The 15,553-nt window shown below is 42.9% G+C and carries 19 protein-coding genes; 3 read left to right on the top strand and 16 right to left on the bottom strand.

What is annotated here, in order from left to right:
* Window positions 1-375: 375 nt before the first annotated feature.
* Entirely contained in the window at window positions 376-696 is a 321-nt protein-coding gene (locus K941_RS0108550; protein WP_029103295.1) for a hypothetical protein, read from the bottom strand.
* Window positions 697-996: 300 nt separating this feature from the next.
* Between K941_RS0108550 and guaB the strand changes: the two genes are divergently transcribed.
* The gene (guaB, locus tag K941_RS0108545; protein WP_029103294.1) at window positions 997-2,466 is read left to right on the top strand and encodes an IMP dehydrogenase; all 1,470 of its coding nucleotides are present in this window, start codon (window positions 997-999) and stop codon (window positions 2,464-2,466) included.
* Window positions 2,467-2,530: 64 nt separating this feature from the next.
* Here the strand turns inward: guaB and K941_RS0108540 are convergent, their stop codons facing one another.
* The 4 genes from K941_RS0108540 to metK form a co-directional block, all read right to left on the bottom strand.
* On the bottom strand, window positions 2,531-3,130 hold the full coding sequence (locus K941_RS0108540) for a hypothetical protein (RefSeq protein ID WP_029103293.1): 600 nt from the start codon (window positions 3,128-3,130) through the stop codon (window positions 2,531-2,533).
* A gap of 10 nt (window positions 3,131-3,140) precedes the next feature.
* Window positions 3,141-3,737 (bottom strand): hypothetical protein, encoded by a 597-nt coding sequence (locus tag K941_RS0108535; RefSeq protein WP_029103292.1) that lies wholly within the window; start codon window positions 3,735-3,737, stop codon window positions 3,141-3,143.
* Window positions 3,738-3,911: 174 nt separating this feature from the next.
* Window positions 3,912-4,244, bottom strand: coding sequence for a DUF3144 domain-containing protein (locus K941_RS0108530; protein WP_029103291.1), 333 nt, complete (start codon window positions 4,242-4,244; stop codon window positions 3,912-3,914).
* A 214-nt stretch (window positions 4,245-4,458) separates the two neighbouring features.
* Window positions 4,459-5,625: a methionine adenosyltransferase gene (gene metK / locus K941_RS0108525; RefSeq protein WP_029103290.1), complete on the bottom strand. Its 1,167-nt coding sequence runs from the start codon at window positions 5,623-5,625 to the stop codon at window positions 4,459-4,461.
* Between the two features lie 217 nt (window positions 5,626-5,842).
* On the opposite strand from metK, the gene K941_RS0108520 reads away from it, so the two are divergent.
* Window positions 5,843-6,427, top strand: coding sequence for a hypothetical protein (locus tag K941_RS0108520; RefSeq protein WP_115341125.1), 585 nt, complete (start codon window positions 5,843-5,845; stop codon window positions 6,425-6,427).
* 15 nt (window positions 6,428-6,442) lie between these two features.
* Here the strand turns inward: K941_RS0108520 and K941_RS0108515 are convergent, their stop codons facing one another.
* From K941_RS0108515 to K941_RS0108485, 7 genes are all read right to left on the bottom strand, one after another.
* Window positions 6,443-7,276, bottom strand: coding sequence for an NAD-dependent epimerase/dehydratase family protein (locus K941_RS0108515; RefSeq protein ID WP_029103288.1), 834 nt, complete (start codon window positions 7,274-7,276; stop codon window positions 6,443-6,445).
* 5 nt (window positions 7,277-7,281) lie between these two features.
* Window positions 7,282-7,761: a DUF2269 family protein gene (locus K941_RS0108510; protein WP_029103287.1), complete on the bottom strand. Its 480-nt coding sequence runs from the start codon at window positions 7,759-7,761 to the stop codon at window positions 7,282-7,284.
* Window positions 7,762-7,832: 71 nt separating this feature from the next.
* Window positions 7,833-8,237 (bottom strand): DoxX-like family protein, encoded by a 405-nt coding sequence (locus tag K941_RS0108505; protein ID WP_029103286.1) that lies wholly within the window; start codon window positions 8,235-8,237, stop codon window positions 7,833-7,835.
* Window positions 8,224-8,658, bottom strand: coding sequence for a thiol-disulfide oxidoreductase DCC family protein (locus K941_RS0108500; RefSeq protein WP_029103285.1), 435 nt, complete (start codon window positions 8,656-8,658; stop codon window positions 8,224-8,226). Before K941_RS0108500 ends, K941_RS0108505 begins: the two co-directional genes overlap by 14 nt.
* A 51-nt stretch (window positions 8,659-8,709) precedes the next feature.
* Window positions 8,710-9,099 (bottom strand): hypothetical protein, encoded by a 390-nt coding sequence (locus tag K941_RS0108495; RefSeq protein WP_036387946.1) that lies wholly within the window; start codon window positions 9,097-9,099, stop codon window positions 8,710-8,712.
* Window positions 9,078-9,224, bottom strand: a complete 147-nt coding sequence (locus tag K941_RS17120) for a hypothetical protein (protein ID WP_156892316.1) — start codon at window positions 9,222-9,224, stop codon at window positions 9,078-9,080. The genes K941_RS0108495 and K941_RS17120 overlap by 22 nt, the downstream gene beginning before the upstream one ends.
* 18 nt (window positions 9,225-9,242) lie before the next feature.
* A complete protein-coding gene (locus K941_RS0108485) occupies window positions 9,243-9,761 on the bottom strand; it encodes a GbsR/MarR family transcriptional regulator (RefSeq protein WP_029103283.1) in 519 nt (172 codons plus the stop codon).
* A gap of 287 nt (window positions 9,762-10,048) precedes the next feature.
* Here K941_RS0108485 and exaC point away from each other — a divergent pair, with 287 nt between their 5' ends.
* Window positions 10,049-11,563: an acetaldehyde dehydrogenase ExaC gene (gene exaC / locus K941_RS0108480; protein WP_029103282.1), complete on the top strand. Its 1,515-nt coding sequence runs from the start codon at window positions 10,049-10,051 to the stop codon at window positions 11,561-11,563.
* Between the two features lie 303 nt (window positions 11,564-11,866).
* On the opposite strand, the gene K941_RS0108475 is transcribed toward exaC, so the two are convergent.
* The 4 genes from K941_RS0108475 to K941_RS0108460 all read right to left on the bottom strand — a co-directional run bounded on the left by K941_RS0108475 (window position 11,867) and on the right by K941_RS0108460 (window position 15,516).
* The gene (locus K941_RS0108475; protein ID WP_029103281.1) at window positions 11,867-12,478 is read right to left on the bottom strand and encodes a rhomboid family intramembrane serine protease; all 612 of its coding nucleotides are present in this window, start codon (window positions 12,476-12,478) and stop codon (window positions 11,867-11,869) included.
* A gap of 161 nt (window positions 12,479-12,639) precedes the next feature.
* The gene (locus K941_RS0108470) at window positions 12,640-14,865 is read right to left on the bottom strand and encodes an NADP-dependent isocitrate dehydrogenase (RefSeq protein WP_029103280.1); all 2,226 of its coding nucleotides are present in this window, start codon (window positions 14,863-14,865) and stop codon (window positions 12,640-12,642) included.
* A gap of 186 nt (window positions 14,866-15,051) precedes the next feature.
* A complete protein-coding gene (locus tag K941_RS17115) occupies window positions 15,052-15,216 on the bottom strand; it encodes a TfoX/Sxy family protein (RefSeq protein ID WP_147287578.1) in 165 nt (54 codons plus the stop codon).
* Window positions 15,217-15,288: 72 nt separating this feature from the next.
* Window positions 15,289-15,516 (bottom strand): TfoX/Sxy family protein, encoded by a 228-nt coding sequence (locus K941_RS0108460; protein WP_029103279.1) that lies wholly within the window; start codon window positions 15,514-15,516, stop codon window positions 15,289-15,291.
* Window positions 15,517-15,553: the final 37 nt, after the last annotated feature.

Here is a 15,553-nt window from a genome sequence, read left to right as displayed (position 1 = left end):
ATCAATGACGCCATTTATTGCGATGTCATTTATTTTTTGTATGACATAACGGTCGTACTCGTCTGTATGAGTAGCATTAATTTTTGAAGTGACATGATGCTCCGTTTTATCATAACCGCAAGATAACAATGAAGTCATTAATATTGCTATAATAGACTTCCTGCAAAACTAGGCTTTCCGTTCGCCCCGAGCTTGTTGAGGGGTGGCGGAAAACCGTTATGGTTCGACAAGCTCACCACGAACGGTTTTCCTTATTTTTGGGTTTTGCAGGAAGTCTAATAATAAATTTCATTATATTTTCTCCGTATTTATATAAAATTCATATATGGCAGAGCTTGCGATGGGAGACATTCAACCTGTATTAAATTTCTGTTATCAACGACCAAATCTCATCAGTGCTTGTTTGCTTGGGTCACAGTCGCCATCACGTACATCTACGATAGTTACCCCTTCATCGATAAAAGTGTGAGCCGAACAGCGATTGCCAAAGGTTTTGGTAAACTGTTGTCCGTTTTGTTCAAGCGTGGCACACACAGGCATATATTCCATGGTGCAGTGCTTGGTGGGCATGGCAAGTTTTGGCAGGGTGGATGAGTCTGACTCTGCGATGTCGGTGGCGATGGGTTCGGCAGGGGTCGCTGTTGGCGTCGCACAGGCGATCAGCAGTAATGGACAAAGTAGGATAAGGTATTTCATGAGCACTCCGAGTGTGAGCTATTGATTGGTATGTTTGGGGTATTTTATATTACAAACCGTCCTGCTCTCAACTTTATTTTATAACCCATTGATAAATATAGATTAATTTAATAATTTACAAAAAACATTTGCCAAATCGGATAATCTGGCGTATAATGCACCGCTAATTTTACACGCACAAACCGATACACAATGCTAAAACGAACAGGCAACCGTATATCCAAAGGCTAGGCAGATGACTGCTTAGCCTTTTTCGGTTTTTTGATGTGTATTTTTTATTTTTTGCCATAAGGGGCTGTTATGTTAAGACTAAGTTATGAAGCACTGACCTTTGATGATGTATTGCTACTACCTGCCTATTCAGAAGTGTTGCCCAAAGATGTGAGCCTATCCACTCGCCTAACCCGTGAGATTCATCTAAACTTGCCAATCCTATCGGCGGCGATGGACACCGTTACCGAATCAAAAATGGCAATCGCCATGGCACAGCTTGGCGGTATGGGTATTATCCACAAAAATATGGACATCGCTCGTCAAGCCAGCCGTGTCCGCCATGTCAAAAAGTTTGAAGCAGGCACAGTTGCCGACCCCATTACCGTAAGCCCCGAGACAAGCGTGGGCGAGCTACTTCGCATTACTCGTGAAAACCACATCTCAGGCGTGCCTGTGGTGGACGACAACCGTCAAGTGGTGGGGATTGTAACGCATCGTGATTTGCGTTTTGAGACCAATCTTGACCAACCTGTCAAAAACGTGATGACCCCAAAAGATAAGCTCGTTACCGTGCGTGAGGGCGAATCAACCGAGAACATCAAACGCTTGCTTCACACGCACCGCATTGAAAAAGTAATTGTGATTGATGATGAATTTCGCCTAAAAGGGCTAATTACTGTCAATGATTTTAGCAAAGCCGAAAACAACCCCAACGCCGCCAAAGATGCCCAAGGTCGTTTGCGTGTAGGGGCGGCAGTCGGCACAGGGGCAGACACCGAAGCCCGTGTGGAAGCGTTGGTGGAAGCGAACGTGGACGTGATTGTGGTGGATACCGCTCACGGGCATAGCCGTGGCGTGATTGACAAAGTCGCCTTTGTCAAGAAAAAATACCCCCATATCCAAGTCATCGGCGGTAACATTGCCACAGGCGATGCCGCTCTTGCCCTCTTAGACGCTGGGGCGGACGCTGTCAAAGTGGGTATCGGGCCTGGCTCTATCTGTACCACTCGTATCATTGCAGGTATTGGCGTGCCACAGATTAGTGCCATTGATAATGTGGCAAGTGCTTTGCAAGAGCGTATTCCGCTCATCGCTGACGGTGGCATTCGTTTTTCTGGCGACATGGCAAAGGCTCTGGCAGCAGGGGCAAGCTGTATCATGGTGGGCGGACTCTTGGCAGGGACAGAAGAAGCCCCTGGGGAGATGGAGCTGTATCAAGGTCGCTATTATAAGGCATATCGTGGCATGGGGTCGCTTGGGGCGATGAGCGGACAAAATGGCTCGTCTGACCGCTATTTCCAAGATGCTAAAGAAGGCGTGGAAAAACTTGTCCCAGAAGGTATTGAAGGGCGTGTGCCATACAAAGGCTCGGTAACAGGCATCATCAATCAGCTTGCAGGCGGTCTGCGTTCGTCCATGGGCTATACAGGCTGTGCCACCATCGAAGAGCTACGCACCAAACCTGAGTTTATCAAAGTAACATCGGCAGGCATGAAAGAGTCGCACGTTCATGATGTGCAGATTACCAAAGAAGCTCCGAATTATCGTCAAAGTTAAAGACTTATCAAAGCTAATTTGCAAGATGATAAAATACGCTCAATCAAGGTTGGGCGGATTTTTGTTATAGCGTATATATCTTGTATGCAACCCATACCGCCCCAATCGCCATAACCGTCCAATACACTTTGGCGGTTGATGTCATGCGTTCGTCATTACCGATATAAAATGGCTCATAACGTGGCGATATTGTTCCTTTGTGAATTTGTTTGATGAGTGCAAAAATCTCTTTCTCGTTGATGAGTGTTTGCCCATAACGGCAAGTATTCAATACCAAAAATTCATCATCGCCTGTCTTTAAGCTGATATCCATGCGATACACCATAAATCCAAAACGTTGATTTGCTTGAATGTACAGTGATAAATCCGCAATGTCATCAAATTCTATAAATTTATCATTAAAAATACCCCGCCCAATGATATAATCTTTATCAATGATAAGCATGGGCTTTTTGGCGATTAAATTTTTTAAAAAGATAATCAGAAAAAACAACCAAAACAAACCCGATAATAAAATAACCCCATTGATAAACCAACTACCAACATCAGATAACACATGCCAAAAACAATAAGTCGCCCCGATACAAATGGCAAAAATAAAAAGCTGTATCACAAGGGAGCGTTGGGTAGGATATAGATATAGGGGTAAGCGAAAATTAACCATGTTTTTACCGTCATTTCATCAAATTACCAACAACCAACATCAGCACCACAAAACCAATCATAAACAATCCCCATGTTGTCATGCGGTCATGAATGTTCATATCAAAATCTTCAAATGTGGGCGGTATGTTGCCTTGATGAACTTGATTGATAAGATTAAAGATTTCTTTTTCATTGATTATTACTGTTTCATATTTCACACTTCTAATGGATAGATATGATTTTTTGCCATTTTTTAATAAAACAATAATATGCCAATGTTTAACGTCTTTATGAGTATGATAGTCTAATTTTAATGAGTGAATGTCTTTAAAAGCAAAGGCGTTATTTTTATTAAATAATCTTTTTAATAATCCATGTCCGCCACTAATGCGATAACGGGTAATTACCAAAATGGGCTTGGGGTTGATTAAAGAGATGATGTATACTAAGACAACCAACACCCCAAAAATTATCAGTACCATAGATAGGGCAATAATAAACCATTCGTCAGCAATCAAACTAACAGTCCGCCCAAGCCAAAACATCGCACCACCAAAAGCCAAAGAAAATAGCAGGAATTTATTGGAATGATAAAGCTCTATCGGTAGGGGGATCTTATCGCTCATGCGTGTTTAATTCCCATGATAATCGCCAATTTGGGATACGAGATTAGGGGCAGGGGAATTTTATCGCTCATGGTTATGTCTGGGGTAATTTAAAATGCTATCATAAGGGCGAATAATTATATCCGTCCCTAACAATCTTTTTAAGATACCATTGATTTTAAAATATCATTAACGCTACCTTTTAATCCCTGTGTATTTTTCAAAATTCTCGGCGTAATCATCGATATTATCGCTAAGCATTTTTTGGTATTGCTCGGTATAAAAAGCGATGATGTCCACTTTTTCTTTGGCAAAATCCGACCCCTTGACAAAACCAATGCTCGCTGCTGACACCGCAAAACGAGCAGCGGCATAAGTCAAAGACGCTGCCACTTGCCCTGCGTGGGAGTTTGGCGATAATTGGCTGTTGGCAAGGGTGATGACGCTGTCCGCCCGCTCAAAAAAGGCATTGGCATCTTGGGGTAATTCGGCGGTGTTGTTGGTCATTTGTTCGTTAAGGTTTGACATAAATTTTCCATAAGGTTGATAAAAATTAACAAAAGCCAGTTTTTGACTGGCTTTTATGGATAAAGAACTTTAAAATTACCACAAATTTATAATTATGTGGGCGTAGGGACGTGCTGAGTACGTCCGATAAATCACTATATCATCAAGGGTGTGGAAAGCACGCCCCCACAAAGCCTGTGGTAAATATCAAATTTGTTGGATATATTTTGGCAAATCACCAATTCGTATCCGCTTTAATCGCTTCTACTTTATCGGTTTTTTCCCAAGTAAAGGCATTGTCCGTACCATGTCGCCCAAAATGCCCATAACTTGCCGTGATTTCGTACATGGGTTGTAGCAAGTCCAGCATACGAGTGATACCATAGGGGCGTAGGTCAAAATGGGTGCGGATAAGGCGGATAATCTCATCATTAGACACCTTGCCTGTCTTAAAGGTGTTGACCGAGATAGAAGTCGGCTCTGCCACGCCAATGGCATAGGACACCTGCACTTCAATGCGGTCGGCAAGCCCTGCCGCCACGATGTTTTTGGCGACATAACGCCCTGCATAGGCAGCACTTCTATCCACTTTGGACGGGTCTTTGCCGCTAAACGCACCGCCCCCATGACGAGCCATACCGCCATAGGTATCCACGATGATTTTACGCCCAGTCAGACCTGCGTCCCCCACAGGCCCCCCGATGACGAATTTGCCTGTTGGGTTGATGTGGTATTTGGTGCCAGCGTGGAGCAGTTCGGCAGGAATGACTTGTTTGATAATCTCTTCCATGACCGCTTCATGCAGGTCGGCTTGACTGATGTCGGGGTCATGCTGAGTGGATAGTACCAACGCATCTACCGCCAGTGGGCGATGATTGTCATCATAGCGTAGGCTTACCTGTGCCTTAGCGTCTGGGCGTAGCCATGAGAGCGTGCCGTTTTTACGCAGTTCGGCTTGGCGTTCCATAAGGCGGTGTGATAGGGCAATGGGAGCGGGCATAAGTACGTCTGTCTCAACGCACGCATAGCCAAACATCAAGCCTTGGTCGCCTGCCCCTTGCTCTTCGGGGTGGCTTCTGTCCACGCCTTGGGCAATCTCGGGCGACTGCTTGCCAATCATGTTGATGACTGCACAGCTTGACCCATCAAAGCCCAAATCGCTATGGTTATAGCCGATTTTATTGACCGTACGGCGGACGATGGTTTCCACGTCAATGTTGGCGTGGGTCGTGATTTCGCCTGCCAGTACGACCGCCCCTGTTTTGGTTAGGGTTTCGCACGCCACACGAGCGTCCTTGTCTTGGGTCAAAATCTCATCAAGTATGGCATCTGAGATTTGGTCTGCCATTTTATCAGGGTGTCCTTCGGAGACGGACTCTGATGTAAATAATTGATAATTCATAAAAAATCACTTAAATAGATTAAAAAAACTTACGACATTCTGGTGGCTTTTCATTATTTGCCAAAAAACAAAAGGGCAAATCTAGGCTTGACAGAATGAGCAAAACTCTACATCGTAAGGCGAGAATATCTGAATTTTACATAGATATTTGGCGGAAAATTATACCCCATTTTGGCGGATAAATGTAAAAAAATAGATGAAAAAAATTTGGCAAACCATGAAAAATTTTGTAGGGTTTGTTATTTTCCATGATTTTTTCACAATCATACAAAGAGCGAGTGATTATAATAATGCCAATTATCAACACAAAAGGCATGCTATGACACAAAAATATGACATGACCGAGCTTTGGTCAAAATGGACGGCATTGGTATGGTTAAATGCTATTCTTGGGTTGTTTCTTGGTGGTTTTTTGGAAGTTAAGTCATGGACGTATAATATAGGTATCTTTTTTGGGATTTGGGTATTTGTGCCAATCTATGTATTTTTGGATAAATACGCGTTGGATTATCAATATGAACGACTTAGAAAATCTTTATTAATTGGAGTGGTTATTCGAGCATTCATGCAATTAATTATAGTTGTGGATTTATTTGCAGGTGCAATGGCATATGAATTGGTTGGGGGAGTTATGGGTTTTAGTGTGAGTAGTCCAGAACAAAATATAGGATTTTTTGGGGCGTTTTTCTTAACGGTGGTAACAGGTGGGATATTGTCCTTTGTGGGGGTGATATTAACGGCAGTGATTATGGCGATAATGAAATTTGGTGATTATTTAAACGATCATTCAGAGAAAAAATAGTAAAATAGATTAAGTTCAAAACATAAAATCCTGATAACTGCATGTATTTTTCCCTAATAATTTTATAAAATCATTTTCATCAACCACTTGGCTATTTTCTAATAATGTCAAATTATCCATAGAAAATAACGGATTTTTGTATATTGGATAAATCATTTTTAAAAATAATTTAGCAAAAAATAAAGGAATATTGATGATAAAAATAGGCTGTTTTTGATAAAAATTATTGGTTAGTATCTGTAAATAATCTTTTAATAAAATGGGCGAGCCTACCATATTTATTATTCCATTTTTTTGAAAAGATAAAAGATGTAAAAACCCTAACGCCACATCATCAACATGAACAGGCTGTATGATAAAATGACCGCCATTTGGCAAAACCCAAATCGGCAGTTTGGCAAGTCTCAAAAACAGCTTGATGCTTGCTCCGCCTTGCCCAAACACCAAAGACGGACGAATGACCGTTACGCTAAAATCATCATCTGCCAATGCCAATAACGCCTTATCGCCACGCCCCTTACTGCCCACAAAGACAATGGGTGAATACTCGTCCGCCCCGAGTGCCGACAGATTGAGCCAATGTTTTATGCCATTTTGTTTGGCGATAGTGGCAAGGCAGGCAGGCGTGTGATGATGAATGTTTTCCATAAAGGTGGTATCATCACTCATCACGCCAACAGCATTAATCACCACATCAATATCATCAAATAAATCTGGCGGTATGATTGGATAATTAAAATCAAGCGTTTTTGATGATAGGGTTTTGATATGATATAAGGGATTTTGGCTTAATAAATCATAAACCTTTTTGCCAATAAATCCTGTATGACCGAATAATAAAATATTCATGATTATCACATCGGCTTAAATACCATTAAAAACACAATTCCCAATACCGCCAAAAATGCAGGATAGCCTGCCAATTCCCATTTTCTGGCATAATCCCAATAGGATTGGGGTGGGGTGGTGTCGCCATTGTCGTGCGATTGTTTGGCGATGTCTCGCATTTTTAGTTGCCACACGACCACAGGAAGCCAGCACGCCCCCGTAAAGAAAAACAGCAAAAGACTTGCCCAAATCCAAGTGGCAGAAAATGGCATGTTTAGGGCGTTCATGAGCCACAGTCCCGAGAAAAACTGAAAAAACACCGCAGGGGTGGTAAACCAAAAATCCGCCCGACACACCCACCGACTTACCACGGATTGGGCAGGGACACAGCCACTGCGATTGGTTACGAACAGATAAAACGCCGTGCCAAAGCCTGTGCCTAAAATTATCATGGCAGATAAGATATGCAGGGTTTTGATGAGTTGGTATAGGGTAAAGTCGCTCATGGTTTTTCCTTAGTTTACCATAATTTCTGTAAAAACAGAAATAAATTAATAAAAAAAATAGCAGGCACGCCCTAACTTATTTTGGGTTTGTGATACTCATATAAAAATATCACAACTGCCAAAATGGGTAGGGTTTTTATCATACTACCAAAGGGGTGTAATAATTGCTCTATCAGCAATGATTTTGGCAAAAGCGTTAAAATCAATGCATTATAACCAATAATGATAATGATTTGGGCAAGCCAAAGCAGATAATGCGTGCGGTATTTGGTCATGATAAGCAGGGCAAATAACACATCAATGCCGCTGGCTCCGATAAATAATACATCAGCAATCACGCCATAAAACCCCATGCCATGCAATAAATCAAGCGATGATGAATGATTAAAAACCATGGGGACAACGCCACTATATAGCCATAATAAGGCAAGGGCGTGATAGATATAATTGGGAATATTTATATTAACTTTTGACATAACAATGACCGCTATCACATAATTCATTTAATTTTACATCATAAACCGCCCTATACCACCATTTTACCAAATAGGCAGGGATTAAATGACGGCGTTTGGCAAAATACGGATAAGCGATATTTAATAAGGCATAAATTACGGGCAGATTAAATAACCAAAACGCCCTCACGCCAAATAGTCGTATGTTTGCCGTTTTGTACAATACTCGCACCGCTTCCATGCCTTTGTACCAAGCCCCCCATTCGTCTTTGACGCACAGATGAGTCATGGCTTCTTGGTAGCTGATACCTGCTTGGGCAAGCTTGTTTTGACCGTCCGATACGCTGATGATTGTGATATCGCTACCGCCCAACCGCCATAAAGACATTGCTTCGCTACGGCATAGGGTGCAACTGCTGTCATAGAACATGGTCAGTTTCATGATATTTCCTTTTGAAATTTCTGTTAAAACAGAAATAATAATATAAAAAATTTAAAAGTTTTTAGGTAATTTTGGTAAAAATAGTTTACCACAAATCATCGCTGATATTCCGCCAATGATAGCTAATAATATGGTTATTATAGTATCATTAAAATCAAAGATAAGTGGATTTGGGTTAGTTATGATGATTAAGATAGTGATGGAAAATAACACGGATAAACTACCAATTAAAAATAAAAATCCATAATCTTTTGCCTCAATGATAATAAATTCTTTTATGGATAAATAAATGCCTGTCAATAAAGCAGGAATAAAACCAAGCAATATACCATAAAGCATAAATAAGGGTATTGTTAAAAATGAGACGATAAAATATTGAAGGTAATCAAATATGCCACTTGGATTTTTAAGAATGGATATCAATAATAGCCATAGTCCCATTGATAATATGGCAACAAACCACCTACCGCACCACCCAACAAGATAAATAATAAAATCACCTTTTCTTTTGGATAAATAAAGCCATGTTGTTTGGCATAAGCTAATATTTCTTTTTTGGTTGCCATTTTATTGCTCGTTTATTTTTATTTCAAAAATTTTTGCACCGTTGCCCCAAGTTTTAGGATTTTATTGAGCGTATTTGTAGAGAGTTTTAGCATTTCATTTGCCCAAGTGGTGAGCGTATCCACAAAGCCGTGCGTGTCCTTAATGCGTTGTTTGACCCCTTCGTTTTCTAGTTCAAATTCAGGCGTATTCATGAGTTCATCTAAAAACTGCACGGTGGGGGCAAGCTCTCTTTTGTAGCGTTCTTCTACGATGACCCGAGCTAATGCCCATACATCGCTACTCGTGGTAAAATAGTCTCGTCTGTCGCCTAATATGTGCGTGGTCTGCACAAGATTTAGGCTTTGTAGCTCCTTAATGCTGTTGGAGACGTTGGAGCGGGCAACCCCGAGCGTTTCTACAATTTCTTCGGCGTTCATCGGCTTTGCTGTGATGAATAATAGGGCGTGGATTTGGGCGACCGTGCGGTTTACGCCCCATTTACTGCCCATTTCGCCCCAATGCAGGACAAATTTTTCGGTGGTGGGGGAGAGTTTCATGGTGTTTTGCCTTGTTAGAATTTATGGTTATTTTAGATATTTTTATAATTTCTGTCAATACTGAAATTTAGAAATTTAACAAAATCATTTTTACAATCAAACAACATTTCGCCCTTGCAATTTGGTTGATTTTAAGATAATTTACAACTGTACATATCAGCAATGCCAACAGCTTGGGTAGGTTTGTACTTAGGTAATTTGTACTTGGGTAAATTGGCAAGCCGATAGGTGCAAGTCGCAGGTTAATACACCTTGCTTTTCGTTTACCATGCTTATAAGGAAATTGTATGCGTTACGCCAATCCCAATACAGACGGCTCAAAAGTCAACTTCAAATCCCAATATGAAAACTTCATCGGTGGCGAATGGGTTGCCCCTGTCAAAGGCGAGTATTTTGACGATATTTCGCCTGTGGACGGCAAAGCCTTTGCCAAAGTGCCAGACTCCACCAGCGAAGACATCGAGCTTGCCCTAGATGCCGCACACCTTGCCAAGGACGCTTGGGGCAAGACATCGCCCATGGAGCGAAGCAATATCTTACTAAAAATCGCCGACCGCCTAGAAGAGAACTTGGAGATGCTTGCCGTTGCCGAGACGTGGGAGAACGGCAAGCCTGTGCGTGAGACGTTGGCGGCGGACATTCCCCTTGCCATTGACCATTTTCGCTATTTTGCAGGGTGCATTAGAGCCCAAGAAGGTGGTATCAGCGAGATTGACCATGACACGGTGGCTTATCATTTTCATGAGCCGTTGGGCGTGGTTGGGCAAATCATTCCTTGGAATTTCCCCATTCTTATGGCGACGTGGAAAATCGCCCCTGCACTGGCAGCAGGCAACTGCATCGTGCTAAAACCTGCCGAGCAAACGCCTGTGAGCATCCTTGTGCTGACCGAGCTTATCGAAGACATCTTGCCAAAAGGCGTGCTAAACATCGTCAATGGGGACGGCTTAAAGGTGGGTAAACCACTTGCCACGAACCCACGCATTAGCAAAATCGCCTTTACAGGCTCGACCGAAGTCGGTCAATACATCATGCAATACGCAACCGAAAACATCATTCCTGTTACCTTGGAGCTGGGTGGTAAATCGCCTAACGTGTTCTTTGCTGATGTCATGGACAAAGATGATGAGTTTTTGGACAAAGCCCTAGAAGGCTTTGCCATGTTTGCCCTAAACCAAGGCGAAGTGTGTACTTGTCCGTCTCGTGCGTTGGTGCATGAGAGTATTGCTGATGAGTTTATCAAGCGTGCCATTGAACGGGTCAAAAACATCAAAACAGGACATCCGCTTGATACCGAGACGATGATTGGGGCTCAGGCAAGTCAAGAACAGCAGGACAAAATCCTAAAATACATCGACATCGGTCAAAAAGAAGGGGCGGAGCTTTTGACAGGTGGCGGTGAGCGTAAAGAGAACGAAGACGGTGGATTTTATATTGAGCCGACTGTCTTTAAAGGCACCAATGAAATGCAGGTGTTCCGTGACGAAATCTTTGGTCCTGTCTTGACGGTTACGACCTTTAAGAACTTTGATGAAGCCATGCAAATCGCCAATGACACCATGTATGGCTTGGGTGCGGGCGTGTGGTCTCGTTCTGGTGCGACTGCCTACCGTGCAGGGCGTACGATACAGGCAGGGCGTGTGTGGACAAACTGCTATCACATCTATCCTGCCCACGCTGCCTTTGGTGGCTACAAAAAATCAGGCATTGGGCGTGAAAACCACAAGATGATGTTAGAGCATTATCAGCAAACCAAGAATTTGCTTGTCAGCTATTCGCCTAAGGCAATGGGGTTTTTCTAAGTTTTTGATTGGTTTTTAATTAGGGCATGCCGAACCTTTATAATACTATTTACAATGGAGAAATATTTTGGAAATGAATTAACTGTTTTTGCATGAAAAATGGTTAAATCTTGTTTTTCATCGTCAAAAACTTGACTGATAGAATTGCTATCAGTCTGCTTTTTTCCTTGAAAAACGTGCGATTTTTCTCATTTTTCATTGCAAATATAAAAGGCAGGCACGCCCTAGCCTTTAAACAAAAAAACAGACAATGAAAAGTTGTCTGTTTTTTTGTTCTTATTTTGTTCTTATTTTGTTCTTAAATCACCTTAAAAAAGCAGGGCTTAACAAAGCGTTGATAAAATGTATCACAATGGCAGGTTTGATGATGATGGTGGCAATCACGCCAAATGCCACTCCTGATAGGTGAGCAAGATGGTTAATCCGTCCTGTGCCACGTCTGTCCGCCCAAATGCTATAACTGATGTAGCCGATGGCAAAAATAATCGCAGGGATGGGGATAAAGAATAGGTAAATGGTCTGCCATGGTGCCAGCAGAATAAAGGCGAATAGCACCGCTGATACACCGCCTGACGCTCCAAGACTGGCAAAGCGGGGGTTGTTTTTGTGGCGGATGTAGTCAGGAATGCTAGAAGCGATGATGGCAAGGGTATAAAAGCCCACAAAGCCCAACGCTCCTAGCTCATGAATATAAAACCGCTCCATGGTTCGCCCAAAAAAGTATAGGGTAATCATGTTAAACAGCAGGTGCATGCCGTCTCCATGTACAAAGCCACTGGTCAAAAAACGGTCGTATTGCTTATGGCGAGTGATGGAGATGGGGTCGAAGATGAGCCTACCAAGAAACGTTTTGTTTTGCCATGCCATAAGACTGACAGCGACAGTAATAATAATGATGACGGTGGTGTGATTCATGATAAATAACGGTAAATGATGATAAGTGGTAATGAGTTAAATGATGTTCAGTATATCAAATTTGTACAGGGGTGCAACTATCATTACAATTTGCAACAAATAAAAATGCCATCACTAGGACGGCATTTTATCATCTTTAACATCACGCTTTGATTGGCTTATTAGCTCAATTTGGCGATGATGTCGTTAAAGGTAGCACTTGGACGCATGGCTTTGTCAAGCAACTCACGGTTGGCAAAGTAGTAGCCTTCGGTCTCAACAGCCTCGCCTTGTACGCCATTTAGCTCGCTCACGATGGTTTCTTCTTGCTCGTTCAATGCTTTGGCAATGGGAGCGAACTCATCGGCTAGGGCTTTGTCGTCTGTTTGTTCAGACAAGGCTTCTGCCCAGTATTTGGCAAGGTAGAAGTGGCTACCACGGTTGTCGATAGAGCCTAATTTACGCTGTGGCGACTTATCGTTCATTAGTAGCTCTTCGGTTGCCTTGTCTAGGGCATCGGCTAGGATTTGGGCTTTTTGGTTGTTTGTTTTTTGGGCTAGGTGTTCAAGCGATACCGCCAATGCCAAGAACTCGCCCAAGCTGTCCCAACGCAGGTAGTTTTCTTTATTAAACTGCTGAACGTGTTTCGGTGCGCTGCCGCCCGCCCCAGTCTCAAACATACCACCACCATTCATGAGTGGCACGATAGAGAGCATTTTGGCAGATGTACCCAGCTCCATGATGGGGAATAGGTCGGTTAGGTAGTCACGCATGACGTTACCGGTTACGCTGATGGTGTCTTTACCAGCCACTAGGCGTTCTAGGGTGAAGTTGGCAGCGGCGACAAGTGGTAGAATGTGAATGTCAAGACCCTCTGTGTCAAGCTCGGCAAGGTAGGCATTGACTTTTTTGATGACCTCGGCACTGTGAGCACGTTTTTCGTTAAGCCAGAATACCGCAGGCGTGTCAGAGAGTCTGGCACGATTGACCGCCAACGCTACCCAGTCTTTGATAGGGGCGTCTTTGGTTTGGCAAGCACGCCAAATGTCGCCTGCTTCAACGTCATGAGACAGTAGGACGTTGCCATCTTGGTCTTTGACTTCAACTTTACCGTCTGCTTCAATCTCAAAGGTCTTATCATGTGAGCCGTATTCTTCGGCTTTTTGAGCCATCAGACCTACGTTTGGCACAGTACCCATCGTGGTTGGGTCAAAGGCACCATGTTCTTTACAGAACTCAACCACAGCTTCATATAGGGGAGCATAAGTGCTGTCAGGAATGATGATTTTGGTGTCTTGAAGTTCACCATTTTTGTTCCACATCTTGCCAGAGCTACGCACCATCGCAGGGATAGAAGCATCAATGATGATGTCACTTGGAACATGCAGGTTGGTGATGCCTTTGTCAGAATCAACCATTGCCACATCAGGGTTGTTGGCGTAGGTCTCGTCGATGAGTTTCTCAACATCGGCTTTGACCGCAGGGTCAAGATTGTCAAGCTTGGCAAGCAAATCACCAAAACCGTTATTGACATTCACGCCAGCATTTTCTAGCTCTTTGCCGTATTTGTCAAAGACAGGTTTAAAGAATGACTTGACCGCATGACCAAAGATGATGGGGTCAGACACTTTCATCATCGTGGCTTTCATGTGCAGGCTGTATAGCACGCCTTTTTCTTTGGCGTCAGCAACTTGTTCGTCTAGGAACTTGACCAATGCTTTTTTGTTTAGCACGGTGGCGTCCAAAATCTCGCCAGCAAGTAGCGGTAGGGGTTTACGCAATTCTTTGCTGTTGCCGTCTTTGTCAGTAAAGACGATGTGAACGGTGGTGGCTTTATCTAGGGTGATGGCTTTTTCGTTGTGGAAAAAGTCGTTATCGCTCATGGTGGAGACGTGCGTTTTGCTGCCTTTTGACCACTCGCCCATAGAATGGGGAAATTTTTTGGCGAAGTTTTTCACCGCTTTGGGGGCACGGCGGTCAGAGTTACCTTCACGAAGTACAGGGTTTACCGCTGAGCCTTTGACACGGTCATAACGAGCTTGGATATCACGTTCTTTGTCGTCTTGGGGTTCGGCAGGATAGTCAGGCACCGCATAGCCGTCATCTTGTAGCTCTTTGATGGTCGCCAAAAGCTGTGGCATGGACGCTGAGATGTTAGGCAGTTTGATGACGTTGGCGTCAGGCTTGGTGACGAGTTCACCCAACTTGGCTAGGCTGTCTTCACGTTGTTGTTCAGGTTTTAGATATTCTGGGAATTGAGATAGGACACGGCTTGCCAAAGAGATGTCGCTGGTGGTGATGTCAATGCCTGAGCTTTTGGTAAAAGCTTGGATAATCGGCAGTAAAGAGTGCGTGGCAAGGGCAGGGGCTTCATCGGTATAGGTATAAACAATGGTCGGTTTTGACATAAAAACTCCGAGTTTGGTGATTGTAAATGCAAGTTCGCTTTGCAAGGGAATATGTTGTTTTGGGTATGACAGCCGTTCAGAGATAACCCAAAATTAGTGCCTATTATGCCATATTTTTACCAATTTTCCTAACTTTTTTTGTGAAATAAGTCAAGTATTATTTTTAAATAAAATACCAAACATAAGTCATTTTTGATGATTGTGGGCGTGCATTTGACTTTGTGGCTCATACCTTCCCATTTCCAACCCTGCCCAACGGCACAGCTCATCAGTATCATCCAAGGCAAATTCAGGAAGCTGATAATAGCCCAATTCGACTTGTTTTTTTAACCCCCTGCTCAGTTTTTCCAATAGGTGAATTTTTCACACCCTTCATCAATAGACTTCTTTCCAAACCCCGATTTTTATAGATTTCTAAAAACTTCAAACCCAGTATTTATAAGGGTTTATTTTTAGTTTGCAAAGAGATTCAATAAAGGCTTGGCGGTTGTCATCATCGGCTTTTAGATAAAGCATGTCATTGGCAATAATGCCAAACATTTTATCATGTTTAAAAAGGCAACCTACCCCAAGCATTCGCTTGACGGTGATGGGGGCAAGTGGGGTTAATTGGTCTAAGATAAAGGTGGTAAATTCGCTGTATGCGGTCATGATGTGTGATCAATATGATAAAAACGTGTCTTACTCT

This window comes from Moraxella caprae DSM 19149 (assembly GCF_000426885.1).
Classification (GTDB): domain Bacteria; phylum Pseudomonadota; class Gammaproteobacteria; order Pseudomonadales; family Moraxellaceae; genus Moraxella; species Moraxella caprae.
The sequence above is the reverse complement of the archived record's forward strand: the minus strand, read 5'-3'. Positions and strand labels throughout refer to the sequence as shown.

What these genes read in the sequence shown, in the direction of transcription:
- K941_RS0108550 (WP_029103295.1), bottom strand. Translation starts at nt 696, where the DNA reads ATGAAATACCTTATCCTACTTTGTCCATTACTGCTGATCGCCTGTGCG.
- guaB (WP_029103294.1), top strand. Translation starts at nt 997, where the DNA reads ATGTTAAGACTAAGTTATGAAGCACTGACCTTTGATGATGTATTGCTA.
- K941_RS0108540 (WP_029103293.1), bottom strand. Translation starts at nt 3,130, where the DNA reads ATGGTTAATTTTCGCTTACCCCTATATCTATATCCTACCCAACGCTCC.
- K941_RS0108535 (WP_029103292.1), bottom strand. Translation starts at nt 3,737, where the DNA reads ATGAGCGATAAGATCCCCCTACCGATAGAGCTTTATCATTCCAATAAA.
- K941_RS0108530 (WP_029103291.1), bottom strand. Translation starts at nt 4,244, where the DNA reads ATGTCAAACCTTAACGAACAAATGACCAACAACACCGCCGAATTACCC.
- metK (WP_029103290.1), bottom strand. Translation starts at nt 5,625, where the DNA reads ATGAATTATCAATTATTTACATCAGAGTCCGTCTCCGAAGGACACCCT.
- K941_RS0108520 (WP_115341125.1), top strand. Translation starts at nt 5,843, where the DNA reads ATGAAAAATTTTGTAGGGTTTGTTATTTTCCATGATTTTTTCACAATC.
- K941_RS0108515 (WP_029103288.1), bottom strand. Translation starts at nt 7,276, where the DNA reads ATGAATATTTTATTATTCGGTCATACAGGATTTATTGGCAAAAAGGTT.
- K941_RS0108510 (WP_029103287.1), bottom strand. Translation starts at nt 7,761, where the DNA reads ATGAGCGACTTTACCCTATACCAACTCATCAAAACCCTGCATATCTTA.
- K941_RS0108505 (WP_029103286.1), bottom strand. Translation starts at nt 8,237, where the DNA reads ATGTCAAAAGTTAATATAAATATTCCCAATTATATCTATCACGCCCTT.
- K941_RS0108500 (WP_029103285.1), bottom strand. Translation starts at nt 8,658, where the DNA reads ATGAAACTGACCATGTTCTATGACAGCAGTTGCACCCTATGCCGTAGC.
- K941_RS0108495 (WP_036387946.1), bottom strand. Translation starts at nt 9,099, where the DNA reads ATGGGACTATGGCTATTATTGATATCCATTCTTAAAAATCCAAGTGGC.
- K941_RS17120 (WP_156892316.1), bottom strand. Translation starts at nt 9,224, where the DNA reads ATGGCAACCAAAAAAGAAATATTAGCTTATGCCAAACAACATGGCTTT.
- K941_RS0108485 (WP_029103283.1), bottom strand. Translation starts at nt 9,761, where the DNA reads ATGAAACTCTCCCCCACCACCGAAAAATTTGTCCTGCATTGGGGCGAA.
- exaC (WP_029103282.1), top strand. Translation starts at nt 10,049, where the DNA reads ATGCGTTACGCCAATCCCAATACAGACGGCTCAAAAGTCAACTTCAAA.
- K941_RS0108475 (WP_029103281.1), bottom strand. Translation starts at nt 12,478, where the DNA reads ATGAATCACACCACCGTCATCATTATTATTACTGTCGCTGTCAGTCTT.
- K941_RS0108470 (WP_029103280.1), bottom strand. Translation starts at nt 14,865, where the DNA reads ATGTCAAAACCGACCATTGTTTATACCTATACCGATGAAGCCCCTGCC.
- K941_RS0108460 (WP_029103279.1), bottom strand. Translation starts at nt 15,516, where the DNA reads ATGACCGCATACAGCGAATTTACCACCTTTATCTTAGACCAATTAACC.